This is a genomic window from Methylobacterium sp. Leaf111 (assembly GCF_001423285.1).
GTDB lineage: Bacteria > Pseudomonadota > Alphaproteobacteria > Rhizobiales > Beijerinckiaceae > Methylobacterium.
Window position 1 is genome coordinate 273,426 of the sequence record NZ_LMNE01000001.1, and the last position, 25,850, is coordinate 299,275.

General features: G+C 70.1%; 24 protein-coding genes and 2 tRNA genes. 11 read left to right on the forward strand and 15 right to left on the reverse strand.

Annotated elements, in window-relative coordinates:
* Positions 1–168: 168 nt before the first annotated feature.
* On the reverse strand, positions 169–441 hold the full coding sequence (locus ASF41_RS01125; RefSeq protein ID WP_056350538.1) for a DUF6894 family protein: 273 nt from the start codon (positions 439–441) through the stop codon (positions 169–171).
* Between the two features lie 230 nt (positions 442–671).
* Positions 672–2,182 (reverse strand): ISNCY family transposase gene (locus ASF41_RS23440; protein WP_156653188.1). Its coding sequence is split into 2 segments (ribosomal slippage): positions 672–1,285 and positions 1,285–2,182, totalling 1,512 coding nucleotides; the frame shifts between segments, so codons are not numbered across the junction.
* Between the two features lie 396 nt (positions 2,183–2,578).
* Between ASF41_RS23440 and ASF41_RS23445 the strand changes: the two genes are divergently transcribed.
* Positions 2,579–2,767, forward strand: a complete 189-nt coding sequence (locus ASF41_RS23445) for an AlpA family transcriptional regulator (protein ID WP_082503890.1) — start codon at positions 2,579–2,581, stop codon at positions 2,765–2,767.
* Between the two features lie 348 nt (positions 2,768–3,115).
* On the opposite strand, the gene ASF41_RS01140 is transcribed toward ASF41_RS23445, so the two are convergent.
* The 3 genes from ASF41_RS01140 to queA all read right to left on the reverse strand — a co-directional run bounded on the left by ASF41_RS01140 (position 3,116) and on the right by queA (position 5,625).
* Positions 3,116–3,191: transfer RNA gene (locus ASF41_RS01140), tRNA-Lys, on the reverse strand.
* 118 nt (positions 3,192–3,309) lie between these two features.
* Positions 3,310–4,482 carry a tRNA guanosine(34) transglycosylase Tgt gene (gene tgt, locus ASF41_RS01145; protein WP_056211103.1) on the reverse strand — a complete coding sequence of 391 codons (1,173 nt, stop codon included), beginning with the start codon at positions 4,480–4,482 and terminating at the stop codon, positions 3,310–3,312.
* A 57-nt stretch (positions 4,483–4,539) separates the two neighbouring features.
* Entirely contained in the window at positions 4,540–5,625 is a 1,086-nt protein-coding gene (queA, locus tag ASF41_RS01150) for a tRNA preQ1(34) S-adenosylmethionine ribosyltransferase-isomerase QueA (RefSeq protein ID WP_056211100.1), read from the reverse strand.
* A gap of 181 nt (positions 5,626–5,806) precedes the next feature.
* On the opposite strand from queA, the gene ASF41_RS01155 reads away from it, so the two are divergent.
* Together ASF41_RS01155 and ASF41_RS01160 are read left to right on the forward strand one after the other, a co-directional pair.
* Positions 5,807–6,055: a hypothetical protein gene (locus ASF41_RS01155; protein WP_056353827.1), complete on the forward strand. Its 249-nt coding sequence runs from the start codon at positions 5,807–5,809 to the stop codon at positions 6,053–6,055.
* A 119-nt stretch (positions 6,056–6,174) separates the two neighbouring features.
* Complete coding sequence (locus ASF41_RS01160; RefSeq protein WP_056211096.1) at positions 6,175–7,062, forward strand: cation diffusion facilitator family transporter; 888 nt, start codon at positions 6,175–6,177, stop codon at positions 7,060–7,062.
* A gap of 60 nt (positions 7,063–7,122) precedes the next feature.
* Here the strand turns inward: ASF41_RS01160 and lipB are convergent, their stop codons facing one another.
* The gene (gene lipB / locus ASF41_RS01165) at positions 7,123–7,896 is read right to left on the reverse strand and encodes a lipoyl(octanoyl) transferase LipB (RefSeq protein ID WP_082503893.1); all 774 of its coding nucleotides are present in this window, start codon (positions 7,894–7,896) and stop codon (positions 7,123–7,125) included.
* Positions 7,897–7,928: 32 nt separating this feature from the next.
* Between lipB and ASF41_RS01170 the strand changes: the two genes are divergently transcribed.
* Positions 7,929–8,234: a FliM/FliN family flagellar motor switch protein gene (locus ASF41_RS01170; protein WP_056211093.1), complete on the forward strand. Its 306-nt coding sequence runs from the start codon at positions 7,929–7,931 to the stop codon at positions 8,232–8,234.
* A 135-nt stretch (positions 8,235–8,369) separates the two neighbouring features.
* Positions 8,370–8,454, forward strand: a tRNA-Leu gene (locus ASF41_RS01175).
* A gap of 80 nt (positions 8,455–8,534) precedes the next feature.
* Here the strand turns inward: ASF41_RS01175 and ASF41_RS01180 are convergent.
* Positions 8,535–9,713: an FAD-dependent monooxygenase gene (locus ASF41_RS01180; protein ID WP_056211091.1), complete on the reverse strand. Its 1,179-nt coding sequence runs from the start codon at positions 9,711–9,713 to the stop codon at positions 8,535–8,537.
* 371 nt (positions 9,714–10,084) lie between these two features.
* Between ASF41_RS01180 and ASF41_RS01185 the strand changes: the two genes are divergently transcribed.
* Positions 10,085–10,294: a hypothetical protein gene (locus ASF41_RS01185; protein WP_056211089.1), complete on the forward strand. Its 210-nt coding sequence runs from the start codon at positions 10,085–10,087 to the stop codon at positions 10,292–10,294.
* Between the two features lie 66 nt (positions 10,295–10,360).
* Here ASF41_RS01185 and ribB read toward each other — a convergent pair whose 3' ends face one another.
* The 3 genes from ribB to ASF41_RS01200 form a co-directional block, all read right to left on the reverse strand.
* Positions 10,361–11,437: a 3,4-dihydroxy-2-butanone-4-phosphate synthase gene (gene ribB / locus ASF41_RS01190; RefSeq protein WP_056211087.1), complete on the reverse strand. Its 1,077-nt coding sequence runs from the start codon at positions 11,435–11,437 to the stop codon at positions 10,361–10,363.
* A gap of 51 nt (positions 11,438–11,488) precedes the next feature.
* Positions 11,489–12,592, reverse strand: a complete 1,104-nt coding sequence (gene aroC, locus ASF41_RS01195; protein ID WP_056211085.1) for a chorismate synthase — start codon at positions 12,590–12,592, stop codon at positions 11,489–11,491.
* Between the two features lie 94 nt (positions 12,593–12,686).
* Complete coding sequence (locus ASF41_RS01200) at positions 12,687–13,826, reverse strand: anhydro-N-acetylmuramic acid kinase (protein WP_200941239.1); 1,140 nt, start codon at positions 13,824–13,826, stop codon at positions 12,687–12,689.
* 134 nt (positions 13,827–13,960) lie between these two features.
* Here ASF41_RS01200 and tyrS point away from each other — a divergent pair, with 134 nt between their 5' ends.
* Positions 13,961–15,259, forward strand: coding sequence for a tyrosine--tRNA ligase (gene tyrS, locus ASF41_RS01205; RefSeq protein WP_056353815.1), 1,299 nt, complete (start codon positions 13,961–13,963; stop codon positions 15,257–15,259).
* A gap of 100 nt (positions 15,260–15,359) precedes the next feature.
* Positions 15,360–15,584: a hypothetical protein gene (locus ASF41_RS24540; protein WP_156653171.1), complete on the forward strand. Its 225-nt coding sequence runs from the start codon at positions 15,360–15,362 to the stop codon at positions 15,582–15,584.
* A gap of 565 nt (positions 15,585–16,149) precedes the next feature.
* On the opposite strand, the gene ASF41_RS01210 is transcribed toward ASF41_RS24540, so the two are convergent.
* The 3 genes from ASF41_RS01210 to ASF41_RS01225 all read right to left on the reverse strand — a co-directional run bounded on the left by ASF41_RS01210 (position 16,150) and on the right by ASF41_RS01225 (position 18,018).
* A complete protein-coding gene (locus ASF41_RS01210) occupies positions 16,150–16,350 on the reverse strand; it encodes a hypothetical protein (RefSeq protein WP_056490152.1) in 201 nt (66 codons plus the stop codon).
* Positions 16,351–16,360: 10 nt separating this feature from the next.
* A complete protein-coding gene (locus ASF41_RS01215) occupies positions 16,361–16,603 on the reverse strand; it encodes a hypothetical protein (RefSeq protein WP_056211076.1) in 243 nt (80 codons plus the stop codon).
* Positions 16,604–17,049: 446 nt separating this feature from the next.
* Complete coding sequence (locus ASF41_RS01225) at positions 17,050–18,018, reverse strand: LysR family transcriptional regulator (RefSeq protein ID WP_082503896.1); 969 nt, start codon at positions 18,016–18,018, stop codon at positions 17,050–17,052.
* Between the two features lie 92 nt (positions 18,019–18,110).
* On the opposite strand from ASF41_RS01225, the gene ASF41_RS01230 reads away from it, so the two are divergent.
* Positions 18,111–19,001 (forward strand): aldo/keto reductase family oxidoreductase, encoded by an 891-nt coding sequence (locus ASF41_RS01230; RefSeq protein WP_056490158.1) that lies wholly within the window; start codon positions 18,111–18,113, stop codon positions 18,999–19,001.
* 45 nt (positions 19,002–19,046) lie between these two features.
* Here ASF41_RS01230 and ASF41_RS01235 read toward each other — a convergent pair whose 3' ends face one another.
* A complete protein-coding gene (locus tag ASF41_RS01235; protein WP_056490161.1) occupies positions 19,047–22,496 on the reverse strand; it encodes a DUF3971 domain-containing protein in 3,450 nt (1,149 codons plus the stop codon).
* A 173-nt stretch (positions 22,497–22,669) separates the two neighbouring features.
* On the opposite strand from ASF41_RS01235, the gene ASF41_RS01240 reads away from it, so the two are divergent.
* Complete coding sequence (locus tag ASF41_RS01240) at positions 22,670–23,137, forward strand: peroxiredoxin (protein WP_056211439.1); 468 nt, start codon at positions 22,670–22,672, stop codon at positions 23,135–23,137.
* Positions 23,138–23,235: 98 nt separating this feature from the next.
* Complete coding sequence (locus ASF41_RS01245; protein ID WP_056490166.1) at positions 23,236–24,456, forward strand: M23 family metallopeptidase; 1,221 nt, start codon at positions 23,236–23,238, stop codon at positions 24,454–24,456.
* A 112-nt stretch (positions 24,457–24,568) separates the two neighbouring features.
* On the opposite strand, the gene prfB is transcribed toward ASF41_RS01245, so the two are convergent.
* Positions 24,569–25,697 (reverse strand): peptide chain release factor 2 gene (prfB, locus tag ASF41_RS01250; protein ID WP_156375915.1). Its coding sequence is split into 2 segments (ribosomal slippage): positions 24,569–25,627 and positions 25,629–25,697, totalling 1,128 coding nucleotides; the frame shifts between segments, so codons are not numbered across the junction.
* Positions 25,698–25,850: the final 153 nt, after the last annotated feature.

Sequence of the window (25,850 nt, forward strand, 5' to 3'; positions counted from 1 at the left end):
AGACCTGCCGCACGAGACCTGCCGCACGAGACCTGCCGCACGAGACCTGCCGCACGAGACCTGCCGCACGAGACCTGCCGCACGAGACCTGCCGGGATCCGACGCTCCGGCCGCCTCCTCGGCACCGTCGCCAGAGCGACGAAGCCGCCGCCGGCCGGCATCCGGCCCTCACGGCGTAGGCTCGTCCGGCCGCTCCCCCGGGCTCACCCACGAGCCCGAGAAGGTCAGGGTCGCGGTGTAGACCGCCGCGCTGTCCGTGTTGCGAACGACGACCTTGAAGGCCTGGGCATCGGCCCCGCGCCGGGGGATCGCGTCCCGCGCGATCTCCGGCAAGGCGCGCATCGCTTCGCGGCGGACATGGTCGGCGTCGACGCAATCCTGGCCGATCGGATCCGGGACGAACGCGCGGCCGTCGTGAATGTCGAAATAATAGCGCGCCACTCGGGTGCCGCGCTGTCCTCGCCTCGGCTACTTTGTGGAGAAGTGCCTCGCAGGATCGCGGGTTCTGTCGGGTAGATCACCGAGGGACGGGCCCGCGCCGGCATCCGTTCCTCGGGCGCGGGCCAAAAAAACTAGGCTGGCAAATCTAACTGTTGGGCTTGGCGTTCGAGGGCGGTGAGGTAGGCATCGGGATCGCGTCGGAAGCGGGTTCGTGCGACGCGCGCTTGGCNCTAGGCTGGCAAATCTAACTGTTGGGCTTGGCGTTCGAGGGCGGTGAGGTAGGCATCGGGATCGCGTCGGAAGCGGGTTCGTGCGACGCGCGCTTGGCGCCTGTCATCGAGGGATCGGCGCAGGTCTTGCCACCGCGCGCGATCGACCCGGCCGAGATCGCGTCCGGACAGGATCCGAGCCCGCGTGCCGATGCCTGCCACGAGCCGGACTGACCCGCGCAGCACCGCCCCGGGCGAGGCTGTCTTGCGCCCGGTGGCGCGGCGCTCGTGATAGCGCTGCGAGCCGAACAATTGCTCCAGGGCGTTGTTGGTGCGGGGCAGGCCGGCGACGTCGGGCGCGTAGAACAGTCCGGGCCGATAGCTCCGCGCGACCTTGCGGAAGTGGTCGAGGGCCGCGCCGAGATCGACGACGCGTCGACGGTGGCGCTGCATTGCGGCGAGCAGGCCGTCGAAGCGCCGCCGGACCTTGGCGCCTGTCTCCCCGGCGGGATCGGCCAGCAGGCGGGCGGCGGCGTGCACGAAGACGAAGCCTTGCCGGACCACCGGCCAGAGCGCRGCGGTGCGGGCGAGCGCCCGTCCGATCAGGAGCGCGAGCCGGGCGAGCGGGCGCGAGGCCCCCCTTTTGAGCGCACCCGCTCCAGGCTGCCGGCGACCTTCTCCAATCGGTCCTTCAACCGCAGCCCTGCCGCATCGAGCGGTGCGCGCCCGTCGTCGGTGATCGCGCTGCGCACGGCGCTGGCATAGCCGCGCACTACGTTCGCCTCGGCGTCGCTGCGTCCCTCCACAGCCCGCTCGATCGGGCGCACGCCACGCACCGCTTTCTTCAGTTCCTTCTTGGCGTGCCGGTCGGCCTCGAAGATCGGCAGCGCCGCCTCCCGCAGGAAATGGAAGTGGCAGAGTTGATGCGGAACCTCCGGAAGGGCCGTGGCCACCGCCTTGCGGATGGAGTGCTGACCGTCGCTGATCACGCCCGCCACCGGCACGCCCACGGCCTCCACCACCTCGCGCAGCAGCACGGTCAGATCCTCCGCGGTCCCCGACAGCAGGCTGCGCGCCAGCAGGACCGTCCCCGAGAGACAGTCGCGTAGCACCCAGAGCACCTCGTGGCCGACATCCGGCTGCAGACCGTCGAGGGCGAGGACGATCCGGTCCTGCCCACCAAGCTGCCGGCGCAGGTGCTGAGGATCGCCGAGCCGGGTCGACACCACCTCGTCGTAGCGGTCGAGCAGGTTTGTCACGCTGCGCTCGGCGATGGGCACACCGCGATCACGCAGGATCGCGTGGATCTCCGGCACTGAGCGATGTTCGCGGTGGCGCAAGGCTCCCACCAGCGCCATCACGTCGAGGCCGAACTCGTGCTGCGGCAGCGCCAATGCGCCTTCGGCCTCCGGGCGGTAGGGCTTGCGGAAGCGGGCGCAGCCCTCGGCCTCGCAGCGGCGGATCTTCAGGCGCAGCCGTTGCGTGCCGGACAGCGTCACCAGCGTGCGTCGGTTCTCGTAACGGAGCCGCATGCTCTGGCCGCAGGCCGGGCAGAGCCGCCGAGCCGGCTGAAGCACCCGCTCCACATCCGGTGTCCGCGATTGCCTTCGCGACATCCCGCGCCTCCAAAATGGCGCCCCCAGAACTAAACCTACCAGACAGCCAGCTTTGCCGGCCTAGNTCCACATCCGGTGTCCGCGATTGCCTTCGCGACATCCCGCGCCTCCAAAATGGCGCCCCCAGAACTAAACCTACCAGACAGCCAGCTTTGCCGGCCTAGAAAAAAAGCGCAGGCTCAAAACGAGCCTTGTCAATCACTGGTGCTGCAATGGAGCACCAATGTGACCAATCAAATCGTAAACAAAAATCACCTGACTGGGCTTTCGAGGAGCGAGAAAGCATCTGCAATACCGGCTGCTCAGCCACTGATGAACGAGCATCAGGCCGCTGCCCTTTTAGGGGTAGCGGTTAAGACCCTACGTAACTGGCGATGCCGTGGTGATGGACCAAAGTTCGTCAAGCTCGGTGGCGGCCGTATGGTGCGGTATCGCGAGAGCGACCTTACTGCCTTCATTGAACGCGACGTACGTGCATCCACAGGCGATCGAGGTCTCTGATCACCTCGTGGCATATACATGAAGGCCGTTTGAACGATCCGGCCAACCGCTGCCTTGAACCCCGACGATGGATCTCTGATTTGCCCACGCTCTCGGACGGCAATCGAGCATCTGAACTGCGCCTGCTGCCAACCGGAGTATCTGCAGATGGTCGGCGAACAATCAGGCTTTTCTGCCACCCTTCACCCCTAGCAGAAAGAGGGGTGGTGGTTGCGACTCGATAGGAGGTAGCGGTTTACGCCTGATCGGATGAATCGCCGCAGTGACGGCCGACAACGCGATGGTAGCTATGTGGTTGCTAGGAAAAGTCTCAGTTAGCAACTTCCACTGCTAAACTCTTGAAAATAATGGTGAGCGCGCTGGGACTCGAACCCAGGACCTACAGATTAAAAGTCCGTTGCTCTACCAACTGAGCTACGCGCTCGTGTGCGACGGGGCGTTGCGGCGCTCGGCGCCGCGCCGTGTCGAACAGCGTGGCTCGCAATAGGGGGTCGGCGGTATGGGGTCAACCGGCTTCGCGGTCGTCCCCCGGGGATGGTGCGTCAGGCCGCGGCGCGTTCGGCCTCGGCCCGGGTCCAGGCCGCGCGGGTCTCGTCGCTGAAGTCGGCGAGGCGGCCCTGCGCGATGGCGGTGCGCAGGCCCGCCATCAGGTCCTGGTAGTAGGACAGGTTGTTCCAGGTGAGCAGCATCATTCCCAGGATCTCGTCGCTGCGCACGAGGTGGTGGAGGTAGGCCCGGGAATAGTCGCGGGCCGCCGGGCAGGACGAGGCCTCGTCCAGGGGGCGGGTGTCCTCGGCGTGGCGGGCGTTGCGCAGGTTGATCCGGCCGTGTCGGGTATAGGCGAGGCCGTGGCGGCCGGCGCGGGTCGGCATCACGCAGTCGAACATGTCGATGCCCCGGGCCACCGAGCGCATCAGGTCGTCCGGAGTGCCGACGCCCATGAGGTAGCGCGGCTTGCCCGCGGGCAGGTGCGGCTCGACCGTCTCGATCATCGCCAGCATCACGTCCTGGGGTTCGCCCACCGCGAGCCCGCCGATGGCGTAGCCCTTGAGGTCGAGGTCCACGAGGGCGCGGGCGCTCTCCACCCGCAGGGCCGGCACGTCGCCGCCCTGGACGATCCCGAACATCGCCTTGCCGGGCTGGGTGCCGAAGGCCACGCGGCAGCGCTCGGCCCAGCGCAGGGACAGGTGCATCGCCTTCTCGATAGCCGCGTGCTCGGCCGGCAGGCGGACGCACTCGTCGAGCTGCATCTGGATGTCGGAGCCGAGCAGGCCCTGGATCTCGATGGAGCGCTCCGGGCTCATGTGGTGGGTCGAGCCGTCCACATGGGAGCGGAAGGTCACGCCCTGCTCGTCCAGCTTGCGCAGGGCCGAGAGCGACATGACCTGGAAGCCGCCGGAATCGGTGAGGATCGGGTGCGGCCAGTTCATGAAGCGATGCAGGCCCCCGAGGCGGGCCATGCGCTCGGGACCGGGGCGCAGCATCAGGTGGTAGGTGTTGCCCAGGACCACGTCGGCCCCGAGTTCGCGGACCTGGCCCGGATACATCGCCTTCACGGTGGCGGCCGTGCCCACCGGCATGAAGGCCGGCGTCCGGATGGTGCCGCGCGGCATCGTGATCGCGCCGGTGCGCGCGGCCCCGTCGGTGGCGTCGACGCGGAAGGTGAATTCGGCGGGCAGGCCGGCGGATGCGGCGGGAGAGGCGGGCTCGGACATGGGCGCCGTCTTAGAGCCTCCGGCGCTTTCGAGGCAAACCCCGCGCGGGCCGGCGCCTCAGCCGCGCGCCGGAAACAGCAGGCTGGAATCGCCGTAGGAATAGAAGCGATAGCCCCCCGCGATGGCGTGCGCGTAGGCCACCCGCATGGTCTCCAGGCCCGAGAAGGCCGAGACCAGCATGAACAGGGTCGAGCGCGGCAGGTGGAAGTTGGTCATCAGGGCGTCCACCGCGCGGATGCGCGTGCCCGGGGTGATGAAGATCTCGGTCTGGCCGGCGAAGGGGTGGAGGCGGCCCTCCCCGTCGGCCGCGCTCTCGAGGAGGCGCAGGGCCGTTGTGCCCACAGCGACGATGCGCCCGCCCCGCGCCCGCACGCCGTTGAGGGCCTCGGCGGTGTCGGCGTCGAGGCAACCGATCTCGGCATGCATGCGATGGTCGGCGGTGTCGTCGGCCTTCACCGGCAGGAAGGTGCCGGCGCCCACGTGCAGGGTCACGGTGTGGCGGGCGATGCCGGCGGCATCGAGTTCGGCCAGCATCGCCTCGGAGAAGTGCAGGCCGGCGGTGGGGGCCGCCACCGCGCCGGGCTCGCGGGCATAGACGGTCTGGTAGTCGGTGGCGTCCTGCGCGTCGGTGGGGCGCTTGCCGGCGATGTAGGGCGGCAGCGGCAGGTCCCCTATGGCGGCGATGGCCTCGTCCAGGGCCGGTCCGGCGAGATCGAAGCGCAGGGTGATCTCGCCGCCCTCCCCCTTCGCCGCGATGGTGGCGTCGAGGCCGCCGAGGGCGCAGGGCGCGCTGGCGCCGTGGCGGCCGAAGCTGACCCGGTCGCCGGCGGCGAGGCGCTTGCCCGGCCGGGCGAAGGCGCGCCAGGTGTCCGCCGCCTCGCGCAGGTGGAGCATCGCCTCCATCCGCAGGCCCGGCGAGCCCGGGCGATGGCGGACGCCGGCGAGCCGCGCCGGGATCACCCGGGTGTCGTTGAAAACCAGGGCGTCGCCCCGGCGCAGGAGCTGCGCGAGGTCGCGCACCCGCCGATCCTCCAGGCCGTCGTCGGGCCGGACCACGAGGAGGCGCCCGGCATCGCGGGGCACAGGCGGCCTGAGGGCGATGCTGTCTTCGGGCAGCTCGAAATCGAAGAGATCGACGCGCATGCCGCGCCACCTGCCCGGTTTGCCCGCGCGGATCAATGGTCCGGCGCGCGTGCCCGGAACCCGGGACGGTCCTGCCGGTTCGCTGAGGGGCCGGGCCACCGCCCGGCGCGCCTGGATTTTCGTACTTCCGGTTGCGATAGTCCGACCCCCTCACGGTGAGATCGAGTCAGGAGTTCGAGGCATGAGCGACGGGACCCCCCGGCCGGTGCGGCCGGGCCGCGTGACCCTGGACGGGCAGCTGGTGACGTACTGGGAGCGGGAGGCGCAGCGCCTCGAGACGCTGGCCGATGCCGCGCGCTGGAACTGGAGCGCCCGCAGCTTCCGGCGCAAGGCCGAGCGCGCCCGGGCCGAAGGCGCGCGCTTCGCTGCCCGCGAGCGGGCGCGCAAGCCCGTGGCGCCGGACACGCCGGAGACCTCCGAGTCGGCATAGCCCCGGCTCAATCGTTCAGCGGCGGGTTCAACCTTTGCCGTGGCCTTGGCGCCGGGACGGGCGCTATGGCCGCGCGACCGGGCGTCGCTGCTGCGCCCGGGCCGAGACCGGACGTCGCCATGGACCGTACCCAGAAAGCTGCCCTCCTGAGCGCCGGCCTCGGCGCCCTGGTGATGGGCCTCAAGTTCGCCGCCTACTGGGTCACCGGCAGCCTCGCGCTGTACTCGGATGCCCTGGAGAGCATCATCAACGTGGTGGCGGCGGTGTTCGCCCTTGTCGCCCTGCGGGTCGCCGCCCGTCCGGCCGACGACGACCACCCCTACGGCCACCACAAGGCCGAGTACTTCTCCGCCGTGATCGAGGGCGCGCTCATCGTCGTGGCGGCGATCCTGATCCTGCGCGAATCCTTCCACGGGCTTCTCGACCCGAAGCCCCTCGACGCGCCGCTGACCGGCCTCCTCGTCAACCTCGTGGCCACCGCGATCAACGGCGCCTGGGCCGTGATCCTGCTGCGCCGCGGCCGGGAATGGCGCTCCCCCGCCCTGGTGGCGGATGCCCGGCACGTCATGGCCGACGTCGTCACCTCGGGCGGCGTGCTCGTCGGCGTCGCCCTGGTGGCGGTCACGGGCTACGCGATCCTCGATCCGCTCATCGCCGGGCTCGTCGCCCTCAACATCCTGTGGTCGGGCTGGGGCATGATCCGCGATTCGGTCAGCGGCCTCATGGACAAGGCGGCCCCCGGCGAGATGGTCGCGCAGATCCGCGCGCTCATCTCCCTCCACAGCACCGGCGCCCTGGAGGCGCACGACGTCCGCACCCGCCACGCGGGACAGGCCACCTTCATCGACTTCCACCTCGTGGTGCCGGGCACGATGACGGTGCAGGATTCGCACGCGATCTGCGACCGGCTGGAGGCCGCCATCGAGAACGCCATCGAGGGCTCCGTGGTGGTCATTCACGTCGAGCCGGGCGAGCACGCCAAGGGACGCGGCGTGCCGGTGATCTAGGGTCTCTCTCGTGGATTTGTCTTCTCGGGAGAACCGGTTTCCCCTCATCCCGGGCGAACTCTAGCCGACGGACACCGTCTCGCCGAAGATCGCCTCGAAGGCGGCGCGCAGTTGCATGTCGACCTCGGGCATCGAGACGAGGTGGCCGAGCTCGACGAGGCTGGTGACGCCGTGGCCGGCGATGCCGCAGGGGACGATGCCGGAGAAGTGCGACAGGTCCGGCTCCACGTTGAGGCTGATGCCGTGGAAGCTGACCCAGCGCCGGACCCGGATGCCGATGGCGGCGATCTTGTCCTCGACCGCCGCCCCGCGCTCCGGTCGGCGGACCCAGACCCCGACCCGGTCCTCCCGCCGCTCGCCGCGCACGTTGAAGGCCTCCAGGGTCGCGATGATCCAGGCCTCCAGGGCGGCCACGTAGGCCCGCAGATCCCGGCGGCGCCGGTTGAGGTCGAGCATCACGTAGGCCACCCGCTGGCCGGGCCCGTGATAGGTGTACTGCCCGCCCCGGCCCGTCCGGTGCACGGGGAAGCGCCCGGGGGCGACGAGGTCGTCGTCCTGCGCGGAGGTGCCGGCCGTGTAGAGCGGCGGGTGCTCCAGCAGCCAGACCAGTTCCGGCGCCTGCCCCGCCGCGATCGCCTCGGCGCGCGCCTCCATGGCGGCCACGGCCTCCCCGTAGAGCACGAGCGCGTCGCTGATCCGCCAGTCCACCGGCGCCGCGCCGGCCATGGGCCGGAAGTCCCTCGGCGGGAGCGCCAGCCGGGTGGCATTTAGGGTTTCGTTTACCAAGACTTCACCATCGCGCGTGGAAGGTGGACGGAAGGGCGGACGCCGCATCGCGCGCCGCCCCGGAGCGGGGGACGGGGCGCGTGGCGGTTCTGGAAGACCTGAAGGTCGATCTTAAGGTGGTGCTCGGCCGTAGTCATATGCCGCTGCACATGCTGCTGCGCATGGGCCGGGGCGCCGTGATCGAACTCGAATCCACCGAGTCCGATATGGTCGAGATCCTCGCCAACGACCACCCGATCGCGCGGGGCCAGATCGTCGTGACGGGCAACCGCATCTCCGTGGAAATCACCGAGCTGATCCGCAAGGCCGAGGTGGTGCGCCTCGCCGGGGTGACCATCGGCGAGGGCGCGGTCCCGGTCCTCGAAGGCGGTGTCGATTTTCTCTGATCCCGCCCACGCGGCGCTTGTCGGACGGAAATCCCTCTGTTATTGGCTGCGCCGCGCCCCGAGAGATCGGCCGCCGCAGCCGAGTGAGACAGGATCTCCGGGCCCGGTGACCGACGCGAACGGTGTGTTGACGATGCGGCCATGGCGGAATTGGTAGACGCGCTAGCTTGAGGTGCTAGTCCTGCAAGGGGTGGAGGTTCGAGTCCTCTTGGCCGCACCAACTCAACAGAGTTGGTGTCCCCTCATGAACTGACGAGGTCGCTACCAGGCCTCCCCTTCTCCCTCCGACAATTCGTTCGATCAGGCGCCCTGCACAGACGCGCCTCTTCCATCGCCCGTCCGCTCCCACACCGAGACCGGCTCGCGGAGGGGCGCATAGGCGGCGCGGTAGCTGCGTGGGCCGATGACGGGCAGCAGCCGGTTTCGCGCCCAGTCCGGCAGCGCGGCGGTGCGCGACAGGCGATCGGTCATGGCCTGGACATGGGCCACGCGGGGGCGACGCCGCGCCTCGTAGGCGAGGCCGACCGTGTTCCAATCCGCTTCGCGCCCCAGGAGGTCCGCGAGCACCAGGGCATCCTCCAGGGCGAGGGCGGCGCCCTGTGCCCAGACCGGCGCGGTGGCATGGGCGGCATCGCCGGCCAGGAGAACCCGGCCTTGGGTCCAGCGCGCGATCCGCACCTCCTCGAGCGGGGAATGATGGATCGCGTCGAAATGGACCAGGACTCGATCCAGGGTGTCCTGCACCAGGCGCGGGAAGGGGGCGAACACCCGGCGGACTTTCGCCAGATCCCGTTCGCCCGCCCCGGTCCGGCTGATCGAAACCCAGCCATAGACCGTGCCGGTGTCGACCGGGATGAGCAGGAACAGGCCCCCCGCCCCCGCCCAGAGGGTCCACGCATCGATGCCGGGGTTTGGGGCCATGAAGCGCCAGCTGGCCTGTCCGAGCACGGCCGCGCGGGTCGCCTGTTCGCCGAACATGGAACGCCGGACCGTCGAGTGGACCCCATCCGCGCCGACGAGCAGGCCGCCCTGCTCCACCCCTCCTTCGCCAAAATCGACGCTCACGCCCGACGCGGTCGCCCGGACCGCGCGGATCGTGCCGCCACGCCGGATCGCCTCCGGCGGGAGGTCCTGACCCAGGAGGCGCTGAAGGTCGGAGCGGCGCAGGCAGCGCGGGCAGGCCGCCTCCCCCCAGAACGCCGCCTCGTCCACGGCGAACAGGAGCTGGCCGCGATGGGTGCGATATTCGCGCCGCCGGACGGGCGACCCGACGCGCTCCAGGGCGTCGCCCAGCCCGAGTTGCCCGAGGGCCTGCACCGCGTTGCCCGGGAGGTTGATGGCGAGCCCGCCATCCTCCGGCGCCGTGCGCCGCTCCAGGGCGAGGACGGGCACCCCGCGCCGGTGCAGGGCCCGCGCCGCCGCCAGTCCCGCGATGCCGCCGCCGGCGACGAGGACGCGCCCGCGCGCATCATCGATCATGAAGCCTCTCCATTCGCGTCCCGATTGGCGCTGCGCACTCTGCACGCGCGCCACTGTGGCAAGGATACGCGCGCGCGGGAACCGCCTGCTGCGCCGGACCTTCCCGGTATGGGTTCGCCCTGTGCGGCGGGTTCCCGCGCAGGTCTGCCCTGTGCCAGACCGCCTTGTCCGGGTCGGGCATGTGCGAGACCGATACGCGCGGCCCGGCGCTTGCAAGCGAATCGCAGCAAGTCGAACGCGGGTGTCGGCGACGACGCTCCTTGCTGGCGGTTCTCGCCGCCGGCCCGCGGCGATGACGGAAAATGGGTGCTATCGCGACCGAAACTACGTAGGTTTGACGGAGACGCTCGCCGAGCGCAGAGGGAAGCGGAATGCGGTTGATCGAGGACGTGGATGCGAGAGGGGGGCGACGGCTCCTGCGCGGTGCCTACATTTGGTATCGCTTCACCATCCTCGCCGTTCGCGAGATCCTGACGCGCCGCGACACCGAGCACCACCGGGGCGGGGCCCCGTCCTACCCAGGGCCGCACGCAGGATCCCACCCGCGCCGGCTGTCCTGGTCGAGCGGCCCCAAGGCCTGAGAGCCGGCCGACCCGATCCTCGGTGGGGTCGAGCAGCAATTGGATGCTCTCGCCCCCCGCGTCGGCTCAGCTCTCCAGGCGCTCGTCGCCCAGGAACTCGATCCCGAATCCCGAGAGTCCGACATAGGCGCGCGACGAGGTCGCGAGGTTGCGGATCGACGAGACGCCGAGATCGCGCAGGATCTGGGCGCCGAGCCCGACTTCGCGCCACTGCGCCACGCGCTGCGCCTCCGAACCCTCCTCGACGAAGGGCTTCAGGGGCACGCCGGCCGTGCCGTCGCGGAGGTAGACGAGGATGCCGCGGCCTTCCTCGGCGAAGCGGCGCATCACCGCCTCGATCTGGCGCCCGCCCTCGATGACGTCGGCCACCACGTTCGACCGGTGCAGGCGCACCAGCACGTCCTCGCCGTCTCCGATGCGGCCGTGGACGAAGGCGAATTGCTGCACGGTCTCGAACGGCGTCGTGTAGGCGTAGCCCGTCATCTCGCCGAACTCGGTCTTCACCGGGAAGGTGCCGACCCGCTCCACCAGGGTCTCGCGGGCCTGCCGGTAGGCGATCAGGTCGGCCACCGAGACGCGCTTGAGGTTGTGCAGCTCGGCGAAGGCCGTAATCTGCGGACCCTTCATCACCGTGCCGTCGTCGTTGGCGAGTTCGCAGATCACGCCCACCGGGGGTAGGTTCGCGAGCTTGCACAGGTCCACCGCCGCCTCGGTGTGGCCGGAGCGCATGAGCACGCCGCCATCCTTGGCGATCAGCGGGAAGACATGGCCGGGACGGACGAAATCGTCCTCGCCCATGTTGCCGTTGGCCAGCGCCCGCACCGTGTTGCAGCGCTGCTCGGCCGAGATCCCGGTGGTCAGCCCGTGCTTGGTGTCCACCGTCACCGTGAAGGCGGTACCGAGCGGCGCGTCGTTCGAGGCCACCATCGGGTCGAGGCGCAGGCGCCGGGCCTCGGCCCGGGTCAGGGGCGCGCAGACGATGCCGCAGGTGTTGCGGATGATGAAGGCCATCTTCTCCGGCGTGCAGAGCGCGGCGGCGACGACGAGGTCGCCCTCGTTCTCGCGGTCGTCGTCGTCGGTGACGACGACGATCTCGCCGCGAGCATAGGCCTCGATGGCCTCGGTGACGTGGGTGTGGGGCACGGGCTGTCTCTTGGCGTTTCGCGGATCGGACGACGGCGGGCGCGGGCAGGATCAGTCCCGCGCGCCGACCTGCCCCCGATGACGCAGATAGTGATCGGCGAGGACGCACGCCATCATGGCCTCGGCCACCGGTACGGCGCGAATGCCGACGCAAGGGTCGTGGCGCCCCTTGGTGACGAGGTCGACGTCGCGGTTGTCCCGGGAGACGCTCATGCGCGGCGTCAGGATCGAGGAGGTCGGCTTCACGGCGAAGCGGCAGACGATGGGCTGGCCGGTGGAGATGCCGCCCAGAACCCCGCCCGCATGGTTGGCGAGGAAGGTCGGGGCGCCGGCATTGCCCGAGCGCATCTCGTCGGCGTTCTCTTCGCCCCGCAGGGACGCGGCGGCGAAGCCGTCACCGATCTCGACGCCCTTCACGGCATTGATCGACATCATGGCGGCGGCGAGATCCGCGTCGAGCTTGCCGTAGATCGGCGCGCCGAGACCGGGGGGCACGCCCTCGGCCACCACCTCGATCACCGCGCCGACGGACGAGCCGTCCTTGCGGATGCCGTCGAGGTAATCGGCGTAGAAGGTCGCGGTCTCGGGGTCCGGACAGAAGAACGGGTTGGCGTTCACGGCCTCCCAGTCCCAGCGCGACCGGTCGACGGCGTGGGGGCCCATCTGCACGAGGGCGGCCCGGATCGTGACGCCGGCGGGCAGGACCTTGCGGGCGACGGCGCCCGCCGCGACCCGCGCGGCGGTCTCGCGCGCCGAGGAGCGCCCGCCGCCGCGATAGTCGCGGATGCCGTACTTGGCCTCGTAGGCGTAGTCGGCATGGCCGGGCCGGTAGCTGTCCCGGATCTCGGAGTAATCCTTCGAGCGCTGATCGGTGTTCTCGATCTCCAGGGCGATCGGCGTGCCGGTGGTGAGCTGGACGCCGCCGGTGCGGTCGTCGGCGAAGACGCCCGAGAGGATGCGGACCTGGTCGGGCTCGCGCCGCTGGGTGGTGAAGCGCGACTGGCCGGGCTTGCGCCGGTCGAGTTCCGCCTGGATGTCCTCCGCCGACAGGGCGAGCCCGGGCGGACAGCCGTCGACCACGCAGCCGAGGGCGACCCCGTGGCTCTCGCCGAAGGTGGTGACGCGAAACAGGTGTCCGAACGTATTGTGCGACATGGCGCTCCCGCTCTAGCGCGGGTTTGGCCCGAGGGCCAGCGCGGGGCCATGCGCCGGTCCGGGGGCGACCCTGCGCCAGGACACGCGCTGCGCCTCAGGCATCCGGCCGCGCGAGCACGCCGCCGGTGGTCGGCTCGCGCACGCCGGTGGTGGACGGGAAGGTGATCGGCAGGCCCTTGAGCGAGCGCACCGCGAGATGCGCGAAGGCCTGTGCCTCGAGATAGGCCGAGGACCAGCCGATGGCGTCCGCCGTCGTGATCTCGGCGCGCAGGTGGTAGTTCAGCAGGCGCACGAGCTCGCCGTTGCGGGCGCCGCCGCCGGCCACGATCCAGCGGGCCGGGATCTCGGGGGCGTGGTCGAGGGCGCGGGCCACCGCGCGGGCGGTGAAGGCCGTAAGGGTCGCGGCGCCGTCCTCCGTCGAGAGCTGGCCCGCGAGCTTGTGCGAGAACCAGTTGCGGTCGAGGGATTTCGGCGGCCGCCGGGCGAAGAACGGGTGGATCAGCAGCCAGGCCAGCAGCGGCTCGTCGGGGCGTCCGCGGGCGGCGGTGCGACCGCCGTCGTCGAGGGGGCGGCCGGTGCGCTCCCGCATCCAGTCGTCGATCAGCGCGTTGCCGGGCCCCGTGTCGAACGCGATGACGTCGCCGTTCGCCGACAGGATGGTGGCGTTGGCGACCCCGCCGATGTTCAGGATGCCGAGGGCCCCCTCGAAGCCGGAGGCGCGGGCAAGGGCCTGGTGGAACACCGGGACCAGGGGGGCGCCCTGCCCGCCCGCCACCACGTCGGCGTGGCGCAGGTCCGACACCACGGCGATGCCCAGCCGCCGGCTCAGGGCCGTGCCATCGCCAATCTGCACGCTCATGCGCTGGTCCGGCCGGTGCACCACGGTCTGGCCATGGAAGCCGATCACGTCGATGTCGGCCGGGGTGAGATGGTTGTCCGCCAGGAAGCTCTCCACCGCCTCGGCATGGGCGGCGGTGACGAAGGCCTCGGCCTCCGCGAGGCAGCCCGGCCGGTCCTCGCGGGCGGTGACCCCTTCCGAATCGACCAGCGCCTGGCGCAGCAGGGCCCGGTCCTCGTCCGAGTAGCCGCGATAGCCCGTCGGCCCGAGGGGCTCGAGGTAGCCGTTGTGGCTCTGGACCACCCGCACGGTCTCGCCGTCGGTCTCGATCAGGGCGACGTCGACGCCGTCGAGGGACGTGCCGCTCATCAACCCGATCGCGCGCATCATCGTCATGGTGCCCTCCCCGGGCCTTGATGCCCGTGCCTTCCGTCCGCAGCCCTGCTAAGAGCCGCCCCACATCCCGTGCGGTGCTATCACGCGGCCTTCAACGCTGTCCCGTGCCGCGATTCTCGAAACCGGAACCTCGCATGTCCTCCGACGCCCCCCAGGCTGCCGCCGCAAACGCGCCCTTCCAGCCGCAATCCGATTTTCTGAAGGTCCTGACCGAGCGCGGCTACATCCACCAGGGGTCGGACCTCGCTGGCATCGATGCGGCCGCCCGCGAGGGCCGGCTGACGGCCTATGTCGGGTACGACTGCACTGCCGCCTCCCTGCATGTGGGCCACCTCCTCTCGATCATGATGCTGCACTGGCTCCAGGCCACCGGCGGCACGCCCATCACCCTGATGGGCGGCGGCACGACGCGGGTGGGCGACCCCTCGGGCCGGGACGAATCGCGAAAGATTCTCACCCTCGAGCAGATCGAGGAGAACAAGGCCGGCATCCAGAAGACCTTTTCGCGGTTTCTTACGTTCGGTGACGGCGGCCAGGCTGCGACGATGGTCGACAATGCCGAGTGGCTGACCAAGCTGAACTACATCGAGATGCTGCGCGACATCGGGCGCCACTTCTCGGTCAACCGCATGATGTCGATGGACAGCGTGCGCATGCGCCTGGAGCGCGACCAGGAACTCTCGTTCCTGGAGTTCAACTACATGATCCTGCAGTCCTACGACTTCGTCGAGCTCAACCGTCGCTACGGCTGCGTGCTGCAGATGGGCGGCTCGGACCAGTGGGGCAACATCGTCAACGGCATCGATCTCGGTCGCCGCATGGGCACGCCGCAGCTCTACGGGCTCACCTGCCCGCTGCTGACCACCGCCTCGGGCGCCAAGATGGGCAAGACCGCCGCCGGGGCGGTCTGGCTCGATGCCGGGATGCTCAGCCCCTACGATTACTGGCAGTTCTGGCGCAACACCGAGGACGCCGATGTCGGCCGCTTCCTCAAGCTGTTCACCCTCCTGCCCATGGACGAGATCGCGCGCCTGGAAGCCTTGCCCGGCGCGGGCATCAACGAGGCCAAGAAGGTGCTGGCGACGGAGGCGACGGCCCTGATGCACGGCCGCGAGGCGGCGGACGCCGCCGCCGAGACGGCCCGCAAGACCTTCGTCGAGGGCACGGTGGCGCAGGACCTCCCGAGCATCACCGTCTCGCCCGAGCTCCTGGACGCCGGCCTCGGCGTCCTCTCGGCCTTCGGCCCGGACTACGCCAAGCTCCTGCCCTCCACCAGCGAGGGCCGCCGCCAGATCAAGAGCGGGGGCCTGCGCGTCAACGACGTGCCGGTGACGGACGAGCGCGCGGTCCTGCGCACGGCGGACCTCACCGCGGACGGCGTCATCAAGCTCTCGTTCGGTCGCAAGAAGCACGTGCTCGTCCGCGTCGCCTGAGAGGTGATCCGCCGTATCGACCCGAGACCGTGCCCCGATCCTGGAAACCCCGGAGGTCCCCTGCCTTGGTCAGGACCGGGGGACGTGGCATGACGGGCCGATGCGCATTCCTTCGCTGCCAGACCATAGCGTGGCCGTCTCGGCCTGCCGGAGCGAGAAAGGTCGCTTTCGCTGGTCGGTCTGTACGACCGGCTATCACCCATACCGGTCCCCGAGTTCCTACCCGTCCGCGGCCCTCGCGCTCGCGGCGGGGATCTCGCACGCGCACGTCCTGGCCGAACAGCATCCGATCCGCGCCCGGATCAACGACGGGAGCTGGCTCTAGCTCGCGTTCGCGCCCGGCAGCGTCCGGGCGCCGGGATCCGACCCAATCTACAATAAATGTAGGTGATCGATCGATCGAGGCGCATACTGCCCGCTGGGTAGGAATCTCTATGACAATCAAAGAACTCGTGCGTCGGCGTCGATCTTCGGCAGGACAGGCGGCCGTCGTCGGTGTGACGCGTGCTTTGGAGATGGCGTTTCCCATCATCGAGAACGAAGCGGGGCTCAATCGCATCGGTCGGGCCCTGGCCGCCCTCGTCGCGTTGGACGCCGTCGCCGAGCGCGTGGTCGCCGTCGAGGCGGCCTGAGTGAGGGAAGTCTGATCGCGACGGACGTCGCCGGGGCGGACGCGATTGGCCACCGGGGCGGTACGACGGCCCCTCGCCAGACGTCTTCGCGCAACTTCAACAGATCACAGCCAAAACGCAGGCGATCCCCCGGACCGCATGCGTCCGTGCCCTGCGATCGGTCCGTCGGCGTCGTTCGCATCGAAGGTCGGCCCCAGAGCGCGCCTGTAACTGAGCGCAGGGCCGAGGCGTGGCGGGGATTCGGATCTCAAACCGGTATCAGTGTCTGAGCGAGGTGGCGCCGATGCAGGTTCCGATGATGAAGATGAGCGCCGCGGCACAGAAGTGCAGCGCGGGAGACGGTGTCCGGGAGAGCGTTGGCTCGGAATTTCCGGCCTGAACCCGGACCATCGTTGCGCCTACCGCCAGAGCGACCAGGGCGACCGCCACGTCGAGGGCCACTTCGAGGAATTCCTTCATCCAAGGTGCCCTAATCCCATTGCTGACTGTCGAGGTTGCAAGCGCCGTTCGTCAGCTTGGCAATGGCCGACATGGCCTCATCGAGGCTCGGGTGCCGGAGCTTGATGGTCTGCAGGATCGTGCCCGGCTCCGGTTCGATGCTGACGGTATCCCCCGTCGCGCTTCTCCGGATCGTTCCCAGATCGCGACCCAGCCGATCCTTCAGGGACCAGACATCGACGTCCGATTTCATCGGCGTGAGGACGACATCCATCGGCGGTCCCTTAAAACACTGTCCTGAGGGCACCGTCAGCCCTATCTACGGTCGCTGACGCGCGAGATCCCTCATCAAAGATGCACTCGGGGTCGGTCTCTGGCAATCATGGAAAGCAAACTTATTTCTATTTAAACGCGTAGGAGCTTTCAGAAACTCGTGTATGTTCGCCTAAATCTTGAAAAGGGCGAAATATGTTCCGAATTATTCTCCGTCACGAGACGTCGGCGCTTGGCTCGAAGGCTTGGACCAATGACCTGGACTCGGCGAAGTCTCATGTGAAGGCCCTGATCGACAAGCCGGGGACGGGCGTTCGACCCACATCCGCCGAGATTCGCGATGGCATCTCGCAGGCGATCGTCTACCGGTATCCCCCTCTCCCGTAGGGTCCGGTCGACCGCCTTGACGCTGGGGCACCGAGCCCGCGCACCGCGATCCCCCGTCCGTCACGAAACATCCCGAAGCGGGGTGCCAGGCGACGCCGGGGGATGGTTCGCCGCGAGATCTCCCCTGCGTCCAGGGCGGGGGGCGATGAAGTCCACGAAGGCGCGCAACGGCGCCGGCAGGTAGCGGCGCCCGGGATAGTACAGGAACGGCCCGGAGAACCGCTGCCACCAGGGCTCCAGCACGGGCTCCAGGGCGCCGCTGTCGAAATGCGGCTGGAGCCAATCCTCGAACAGGTTCAGCAGTCCGACGCCGGCGATCGCCGCGTCGATGGCGAGTTCGGTCGCCGCCCCGACGCGCACGACCAGCGGCCCCGTCGGCTCGACCCGGACGATCTCGCCGGCGCGCTCGAATTCCCAGGCCGGCATGGCGCCGCTGGCGAAGCGGCCGCCGATGCAGGCATGGTCGAGGAGGTCGCGCGGGTGCTCCGGCCGGCCGTGCCGGTCGAGATAGGCCGGCGCCGCCGCCGTGGCGAAGCGCTGCTCCCGCGGGCCGATCGGGACCGCCACCATGTCCTGCTCCAGGCGCTCGTCGTAGCGGATGCCGGCATCGCAGCCGGCGGCCAGCACGTCGACGAAGCTGTCGTCGGCGATCACCTCCAGGCGGATGTCGGGATAGGCCGCCAGGAAGGGCGGGACGATCCGGGGCAGCACCAGCCGGGCCGCGCTCACCGGCACGTTGAGCTTCAGCGTGCCGGCCGGCCGATCGCGAAAGCCGTTGACCACGTCCACCGCCGCCGCGACCTCGCCGAGGGCCGGTTTCAGGCGCTCCAGAAGACGCAGGCCGGCCTCCGTCGGGACGACGCTGCGGGTGGTCCGGTTCAGGAGCCGGACCCCGAGGCGCGTCTCCAGGCGCCGCACCGCCTCGCTCAGTCCGGAGGCGCTGAGCCCGCTCGTGCGGGCACCGTCGCGAAAGCCGCCGGCTTCCGCCACGGCCACGAAGGCCGCGAGTTCCCCGAGATCGGTGCGCATCGTTCGTTTCCCCGCACGGCCCGTGCGCATTGTGCCGGATTATCGCGCGGGGCGGCAGGGGCTAGGTGGAGCTCAGCGCAGAGGAGTTTTCCATGAACGATCGCGACAGGGCGAAGGATCTCGACGGAGCCGGCACCTACCAGCTCGGCGACCGGACGGTGAAGCGGATGGGCTACGGTGCCATGCAGCTCGCCGGACCGCAGGTGTTCGGCCCCCCGAAGGACCGGGCTCGTGCTGTGGCCGTGCTGCGGGAGGCGGTGGCCTCCGGTGTGGATCACATCGACACGAGCGATTTCTACGGCCCCCACGTCACGAACCAGATCATCCGCGAAGCGCTGCATCCCTACCCGGACGATCTCGTCCTCGTCACCAAGGTCGGGGCGCGGCGGGGACCGGACGCCTCCTGGAACCCGGCCGCCTCGGCCGAGGACCTGACGCACGCCGTCCACGACAACCTGAGGAACCTCGGCGTCGAGGCGCTGGACGTGGTGAACCTGCGGATCATGTTCGACGCGCACGGTCCCGCCGAGGGCTCCATCGCGGAGCCCCTGGGCGTCCTGGTCGACCTGCAGCGCCAGGGACTTGTGCGCCGGATCGGACTCAGCAACGTGACGCCGCGCCAGGTGGCCGAGGGGCGCGCGATCACGCCCATCGTCTGCGTGCAGAACGCCTACAACCTCGCGCAGCGGGCGGACGACGCGCTGGTCGACGACCTTTCCGCCGCCGGCATCGCCTACGTGCCCTTCTTTCCGCTGGGCGGCTTCAGCCCGCTCCAGTCGACGACGCTGTCGGCCGTCGCCGCGCGCCTCGGCGCGACCCCGATGCAGGTCGCCCTCGCCTGGCTCCTCGCCCGGGCGCCCAACATCCTGCTGATCCCCGGCACGTCGTCGCCGGAGCACCTGCGCGAGAACATGGCCGCCGCCGGTCTGTCCCTGCCGGCGGACGCGCTGGCGGAGCTCGACGGGATCGCGGGCGCGGGCTGACCATGGGGATCCCGGAGCGGGGTCGCGCGCAGGACGGCGAGCCCCTCAGCGCTCGGTCTCGCTCATCGGCGCGCCCGCAGCGAGGCCGTCATTGCCGCCGCCCGCGCTGAACAGCTTGCGCAGGATGCCGGGGGCGAGGGCCGAGAGCGGGTTCACGCTCACGTCCGGCTTGGCGAGGCGGCCGGACACCCGGAAGTTCAGGGCGAACAGGCCCTCGTTCCGGCCGCCACCGAGGAGCTGGCCGAGGATCGGCAGCTGGGAGACGACGTTGTTCAGGCCGTAGAGCGGCACGAAGGTGCCGTTGATGTCGGTGCGCTCCTTGGCGGTGTCGAGGAAGCCCGTCATGGTGAAGCCCATGGCGGGGTTCGAGATCGCCGCGTCGCTGATGTCGATCCGGCTGCCCGTGCGGGTGAAGATCGCCCGCAGGCGGTCGAACTCCACGTCGTTGCCGGCATTCTGCACGACGTATTTCCGGCCGCGGGAATCCACGACCTCGCTGGTGGCCGGCCCCTGCGCCATGATGCTGGACAGGGCCGGCTCGTTGCGCAGGATGAAGTTGCGGATCTGGACGGAGCCCGGCTGCGGCCCGTCGTTCAGGGCGCTCGTCATGATCAGCTTGCCGCCGTACATCCGCTTGTAGATGTCGGCGAAGCGCAGGGTCGAGCCGGCATCCAGCGTCTCGATGGTGACGCTCGAGGCGCCGCGATCGGTGTGGGTCACCTGCGCCGAGAAGGGCGCGCTGCTGAACTTGCCCTGGACGCGCCCGCTTCGCAGGTCGCGGCCGCGCAAGGAGAGCTTGGCGCTGGCATTGGTCAGGGATTCCCCGTTGAAGCCGCTGACGATGCCGAGGCTGAGATCGGCCTCGACATCCTTCGGGTTCGCATCCCGGGTCCCCTTGACGTCGGGCCCGCCGAGTCCGCGCAGGAACGGGCGCGCATCGGCCACGGCGCCCCGGACGGCGACCCGATAGGCATTGCCGCCGGTGCGGTCGACCTGGACGCGCATGTCGTCCCCGGGCGAGAGCTTCAGCGCCGTCAGATCCGCGCGCTCCAACCCCCCGTCGCCGTTGAGGCTGGCGCTGCCGCGCGCCATCAGCGGTCCCGCGTCGACGACGAGATCGCGTAGGTCCTGGTTGCCGTTCGCCCCCTCGCTCACGGTGAAGCTCGCGCGTCCGGCCTTGCCGACGGCCTTCGTCACGCCCGGCAGGAGCCCGTCGCTCCCCATCCGGGTGAGGTCGGCCTCCACGCGGATCGGGGGCTTGCCCGGTCCGGTCCGGCCGATCGGCAGGGTCAGGCGGACCGGGATGGTGCCGGTGATCTGGGGCGCCACCGGCAGGCCCTTGCGGGCCCGCAGGGCGTCGTCGATGGCCAGGCCGATATTCACCTCGCCGGGCGCGCCGGCCTTGGGCTGGCGCAGGTCCACCGTGATCGGCGTGCCCATGACGCGGCCGTCGCCCTTGAGCGAGAAGGCGCCCCGCTCGCAGAGGACCGCGAAGCGTCCGCTCTCGAGCCGCTCCTTCCCGAACACCTTGTCGACCGCGATGTCCGACAGGGTCCCGGTGATGCTCACCGGCAGGTCCGGCAGGTCGGGGATGTGCTTCAGGTTGAGGGGGAAGTCGATGCGCAGGTCCGCGGCGCCCTTCACCGTCCCGGGATCGAGGTCGAGGCCCGTGAGGGTCTTGAACATGTTGGTCTGCAGCAGCGAGACCAGGGCGTCGGCCCCGCCGCTGAGGCGCAGCCCGATCTGCGCCGTCACCGTGTCGGGGGTGATCTTGGGGATCACGAAGGATCCATCCGAGATCGACAGGGTCCGGTTGTCCGCCATGCGGACATCGGCTGTGACGTTGCGGATCTTGGTCGTCTGTCCGGTGATCGTGCCGGTCACCCGCCCCCGCGTGAGCGGCGGCGAGTCGGGCACCACGATCAGGGTGGCGTCGGAGACCGCGAAATCGATATGGACCGCGTTGTCGGGCATCGGCTCGCCGCGGGTGGCGGCGGCGAGTTCCGAGCCGCTCATGTCCACGGTGATGTCGACCGCGTTGACCTTTCCGCCGCGCAGGTTGTCCACGAGGTAGTTGCGGGCGGGCGGCGCCACGTGCTCTGGCCAGAGGCGCAGCGCCATCCGCCCGTCGGTGTCGCCGGCGGCGATGTGCAGGGTCAGCCCGTCATCGTCGGCCGAGGTTCCGATGGTCCCGGTGATCCGGCCGTTGGCGGCACCGGCCCGGACCGAGAAGTCGTCGATGACGATCCCGCCGGCCTTGCCGGTGAGATGGGCCGAGACCGTGTCGAGGCCGACGGGCTTGTCGGCCGCATTGGCCCCGCGCAGCACCGCGTCCTTGCCCGCCAGTTCCAGGGTCCAGGCGGAATCCGCGCCCGCGGGCGCCGCGGTCCAGGCGCCGGTGAGGTGCACCGCGTTGCCGGCCCCGCGATAATCGAGGGCGTCGAGCTTCATCGCCCGGCCGGCCTCGTCCCAGCTCACCGCGGCCGCGAGGCTGTCGATGGTGACCGGGTTGAAGTCCTTCTCCTCGATCAGGACGTTGCCGCCGCCGGTGCGGATCTCGGCCGTCATCGTCTCGATGCGCCCGGCATCGATCGCCACGTCGGCCTTGGCCGAGAGCTTGAGGTCGGTGTCCACCGGCAGCTTCGACTGGCCGGACAGGAGGAGGAGGTCGCTGATCGGCAGGTCGTCGAGGGTGATGATGCCGGTGCGCTTGGTGCCCCCGGCCTCGTGCAGGTCGCCGCCGAAGCGCCATTCCCCGTGCGGCCCGTCGATGCGCAGTTCGAAGACCCGGGCGTCGCGCACGGCATCGCGGCGGAACAGGCCGTTGACGTGCTCGAACACGGCGCGCTGGCGGGCATCGTCGTCGATGAGCGTAAGGCGTCCGTTGGTGATCCGCGCCCGGTCGAGGGCGCCGATCACGCCGGCGGAATCGAGCACCACCCCGAAGATCGAGGCGACGCTGGCGGAGATCGGCGAGACGTGGCCGGCCGCGGCATCGACGCTCGGCAGCGTGTGGGGCACCACCGCGCTGCCCGGGCTGCTGTCGGAGGCCGCGAAGGCGATGCTGCCGTTGCGGTGGACCAGGGCCGTCATCTGCAGGTCCCGGAACTCGATGGCCCGCGGCTGTACCGCGAGGCGCAGAAGACTCCAGGTGTCGAGGCTGACCACGGCCAGGGGCGCCCGGACCACGAGGGCGCCCTCGGGATTGTGGATGTCGAGGCCGGCGACGCGCAGGGCCAGGGACTGCTCCGCGTCGAGCTCCAGGGCGCTGTCGCTGAGAGCGACGCGCCAGCCGGGACCGATGCTGCCGGCGATGGCCGAGGCCACGCGCTCCGACATGCCGTCGATGCGCAGGGGACCCATCGACAGGCGGCCGATGACTCCGCCGACGGCGACCGTCAGGCCGACCACCAGGGCGGCCGCAATCCAAAGCAGCGGCCGCCGCCGTGCGGCGGGCCGCGCGGGCCGCGAACCTTTGGCCGTTTCCTGGTCCATCAATCCTTGTGCCGCTGGATCGGAACGTCCCCTCGGGCTATCGAGCGGCAGTCCTACGGGTTTCTGCTTGCGCGGGTCTTTGGCGTTCGTCGGTCCTGGTGCGCCGGGGCGTGGAACTCCCGTCGCGGTGCAACGCCAGAGGCACACCATCAATCGGCCGAAAGGAAGGCATGATGCCCCTCGATACCGGAGATCAGGCGCCCGACTTCACCCTGCCGGGCGCCGGCGACGAGACGATCAGCCTCGGGGACCTGTCGGGCCGCAAGGCGGTCCTGTACTTCTACCCCAAGGACGACACGAGCGGTTGTACCCTGGAGGCGCAGGGCTTCAACGCCCTCGGCCCCGACTTTGCCGCGGCTGACACCATCGTGATCGGGGTGTCGCCGGACTCGGTGAAGAGCCACGACAAGTTCCGCGCGAAGTACGCCCTCACCTTTCCGCTGGCCTCCGACGAGGGCAAGGCCATGCTCGAGGCCTATGGCGTGTGGGTCGAGAAGAGCATGTACGGCCGGAAATACATGGGCGTGGAGCGCACGACGATGCTCCTGGACCGCGCGGGTCGCATCGCCCGGATCTGGCCGAAGGTGAAGGTGCCGGGCCATGCCGAGGCGGTATTGGCCGCCGCCCGCGACCTGGCCTGAGGACTGGATTTCGTATGATGAATCGTCGGGGCTGCGCCTTGGCGGTTCGTTAACCCTGATCCGGGCAGGGTGACGCGGTGGATCAGGTCACGCGTCCCATGCCATCGTCTTCCCGGAAATCCTCCTCGACGGCGAACCGCGTCGTCCCCGCCGGCCCGGCCTCAACGCTGCGGTCCCGCCTCCTCGCCGGAGCGCTGGCCGTTGCCGTCGCCTGGGCCGGCGGGGCGACGTACTACCTCGTCTTCCACGACGAGGTGCTGGCCCGCTTCGTCTCGCAGCAGAGCGCCCTCCAGTACGGCTACGAGGAGCGGATCGGCACCCTGCGCCTGCAGCTTCACCGGGTGACGATGGAGCAGGCGGCGTCGCGCGACGGCCTCGCCCAGCGCATGGCCGAGCTCGCGCGCCGGCAGGCCGCGCTGGAGGCCCGCCAGGCCGCCATCGCCACCCTCGCGGGCGATCCCGGCGCCGCGACGCTGGCCGCCCCCGTGAGCGAAGCGCCCGAGCCCGCGATCAAGGGCCCGTCCAATTCCCTGCCGGGCACCCTGTCAGGCACCAAGCCCTTCCCGACCCCCGATGCGCTCCAGCTCAGGACCGCCGCCGACCCCGCCTCCGGGCGACAATCCGCCCGCGCGGTCGAGGGAAGGGTCGCGGCCCTGGAGCAGCGCCTGGACGGCCTCGCCGAGGCGCAGTCCCGCGTGCTCGCCACGATCGGGGCGCGGGCCGGCAAAGGCGCCCAGCGCCTGCGCGGCCTCGTCGCCCGCCTCGGTCTCGATCCCGCCCGCTACGAGCACGAGCGTCCGGCCGGGATCGGTGGGCCGCTGGTGCCCCTGAGCGGCGACGCGTTCGCCCTGTCCCTGTCGGAGGTTCAGCGCTCCCTGGCCGAGGAGGCGCATCTGCGCCGGATCACGGCGGCCCTCCCCGTGCGCCGTCCGCTCTCCGGGGACCTCAGCCTGTCCAGCAATTTCGGCCCCCGCCTCGATCCGTTCACCCGCGGCTACGCCATGCATACCGGCATGGACATGCGGGCGGAGACCGGAGAGCCGGCCCGCGCCACGGCGGCGGGGCGCATCACGGTGGCCGAGTACAATGGCGGCTACGGCAACATGGTCGAGGTCGATCACGGCCACGGCCTCGTGACGCGCTACGCCCATCTCTCGGCCTTCGACGTATCGCCGGGCCAATGGGTCGAGCCGGGCACGATCGTCGGACGCGTGGGCTCCACCGGCCGCTCCACCGGCAGCCACCTGCATTACGAGACCCGCATCGACGGCGAGCCGGTCGACCCGGTGCGCTTTCTCAGGGCCGCCGACGTGCTCTGACCGGCCCTCCGCCGGCCCCGCCTCGCGTCGGGATTCTCCGGCGAGGGAGCCGGCGCGGCGTTTTCCCGAAGCCGGGAAACGCCGTCCGACCACCCGGGAGCGGGCGCGCGCCCTACTCGATGTCCTCGACCACATCCGCCCCGCCATAGACGCGCTGGGCGAGGGACGCTTCCATGAACGGATCGAGGGAGCCGTCCAGCACCGCATCGGGATCGGTGGATTGGGTGCCGGTGCGCAGGTCCTTCACGAGCTGGTAGGGCTGCAGCACGTAGCTGCGGATCTGGTGACCCCAGCCGATGTCGGTCTTCGCGGCGGCCTCGGCACTGGCCTTCTCCTCCCGCTTCTTCAGCTCGGCCTCGTACATGCGGGCGCGTAGCATGTTCCAGGCGGTGGCCCGGTTCTTGTGCTGCGAACGCTCCTGCTGGCACGCCACCACGATGCCCGTCGGAATGTGCGTGATGCGCACCGCCGAATCGGTGGTGTTGACGTGCTGGCCGCCCGCGCCCGACGACCGGTAGGTGTCGATGCGGCAGTCCGATTCCTTGATCTCGATCTCGATCCGGTCGTCGATGACCGGATAGACCCAGACGCTGGCGAAGCTGGTGTGGCGGCGCGCACTCGAATCGTAGGGCGAGATCCGCACCAGCCGGTGCACGCCGGACTCGGTCTTGAGCCAGCCATAGGCGTTGTGGCCCTTGATCAGGAGCGTGGCGCCCTTGATCCCGGCCTCGTCGCCGTCCGACCACTCGACGATCTCGACCTTGTACTTCCGGCGCTCGGCCCAGCGGCCATACATGCGCTGAAGCATGTTGGCCCAGTCCTGGCTCTCGGTGCCGCCGGCGCCGGAATGGACTTCCAGGTAGGTGTCGAAGCCGTCGGCCTCGCCGGAGAGCAGCGTCTCGATCTGGCGCCGCGCGGCCTCCTTCTCGACGGCGCGCACGCCCGCCTCGCCCTCCTGGATGGTGGCCTCGTCGCCCTCCATCTCGCCGAGTTCGATCAGCGTGTGGGCGTCCTCGAGGTCCTGGCTCAGCTTCTTGATCGCGTTGACCGCGTCATCGAGCTGTGTGCGCTCGCGCATGACCTTCTGGGCGGCCTCGGCGTCGTTCCAGAGCTCGGGATTCTCGGAAGCCGCGTTCAGCTCCGCGAGGCGTTTCTCGACGGTATCCCAGTCAAAGATGCCTCCTCAGCAGTCCGATCGACTGCTTGGCGGCATCCGAGAGTTGTTCGATCTCGGCGCGCATCTGGTGTTTCGGGCTCGTGTGTTCGGGGTGTGGGACCGGGTGATACCGGGCCGGCCGGATGGTGTAAACGCCGGGGAGCGAAACCGAGGCTGCGACGCGCCTCCGGTCGGCGCGCCGGCGCAAGGGGGACGAGCCCGCACGTGGCTCCGCCTG

What these genes read in the sequence shown, in the direction of transcription:
- ASF41_RS23445 (WP_082503890.1), top strand. Translation starts at nt 2,579, where the DNA reads ATGAACGAGCATCAGGCCGCTGCCCTTTTAGGGGTAGCGGTTAAGACC.
- tgt (WP_056211103.1), bottom strand. Translation starts at nt 4,482, where the DNA reads ATGTCCGAGCCCGCCTCTCCCGCCGCATCCGCCGGCCTGCCCGCCGAA.
- queA (WP_056211100.1), bottom strand. Translation starts at nt 5,625, where the DNA reads ATGCGCGTCGATCTCTTCGATTTCGAGCTGCCCGAAGACAGCATCGCC.
- ASF41_RS01155 (WP_056353827.1), top strand. Translation starts at nt 5,807, where the DNA reads ATGAGCGACGGGACCCCCCGGCCGGTGCGGCCGGGCCGCGTGACCCTG.
- ASF41_RS01160 (WP_056211096.1), top strand. Translation starts at nt 6,175, where the DNA reads ATGGACCGTACCCAGAAAGCTGCCCTCCTGAGCGCCGGCCTCGGCGCC.
- lipB (WP_082503893.1), bottom strand. Translation starts at nt 7,896, where the DNA reads ATGCGGCGTCCGCCCTTCCGTCCACCTTCCACGCGCGATGGTGAAGTC.
- ASF41_RS01180 (WP_056211091.1), bottom strand. Translation starts at nt 9,713, where the DNA reads ATGATCGATGATGCGCGCGGGCGCGTCCTCGTCGCCGGCGGCGGCATC.
- ASF41_RS01185 (WP_056211089.1), top strand. Translation starts at nt 10,085, where the DNA reads ATGCGGTTGATCGAGGACGTGGATGCGAGAGGGGGGCGACGGCTCCTG.
- aroC (WP_056211085.1), bottom strand. Translation starts at nt 12,592, where the DNA reads ATGTCGCACAATACGTTCGGACACCTGTTTCGCGTCACCACCTTCGGC.
- ASF41_RS01200 (WP_200941239.1), bottom strand. Translation starts at nt 13,826, where the DNA reads ATGACGATGATGCGCGCGATCGGGTTGATGAGCGGCACGTCCCTCGAC.
- tyrS (WP_056353815.1), top strand. Translation starts at nt 13,961, where the DNA reads ATGTCCTCCGACGCCCCCCAGGCTGCCGCCGCAAACGCGCCCTTCCAG.
- ASF41_RS24540 (WP_156653171.1), top strand. Translation starts at nt 15,360, where the DNA reads ATGCGCATTCCTTCGCTGCCAGACCATAGCGTGGCCGTCTCGGCCTGC.
- ASF41_RS01210 (WP_056490152.1), bottom strand. Translation starts at nt 16,350, where the DNA reads ATGAAGGAATTCCTCGAAGTGGCCCTCGACGTGGCGGTCGCCCTGGTC.
- ASF41_RS01215 (WP_056211076.1), bottom strand. Translation starts at nt 16,603, where the DNA reads ATGGATGTCGTCCTCACGCCGATGAAATCGGACGTCGATGTCTGGTCC.
- ASF41_RS01225 (WP_082503896.1), bottom strand. Translation starts at nt 18,018, where the DNA reads ATGCGCACCGATCTCGGGGAACTCGCGGCCTTCGTGGCCGTGGCGGAA.
- ASF41_RS01230 (WP_056490158.1), top strand. Translation starts at nt 18,111, where the DNA reads ATGAACGATCGCGACAGGGCGAAGGATCTCGACGGAGCCGGCACCTAC.
- ASF41_RS01235 (WP_056490161.1), bottom strand. Translation starts at nt 22,496, where the DNA reads ATGGACCAGGAAACGGCCAAAGGTTCGCGGCCCGCGCGGCCCGCCGCA.
- ASF41_RS01240 (WP_056211439.1), top strand. Translation starts at nt 22,670, where the DNA reads ATGCCCCTCGATACCGGAGATCAGGCGCCCGACTTCACCCTGCCGGGC.
- ASF41_RS01245 (WP_056490166.1), top strand. Translation starts at nt 23,236, where the DNA reads ATGCCATCGTCTTCCCGGAAATCCTCCTCGACGGCGAACCGCGTCGTC.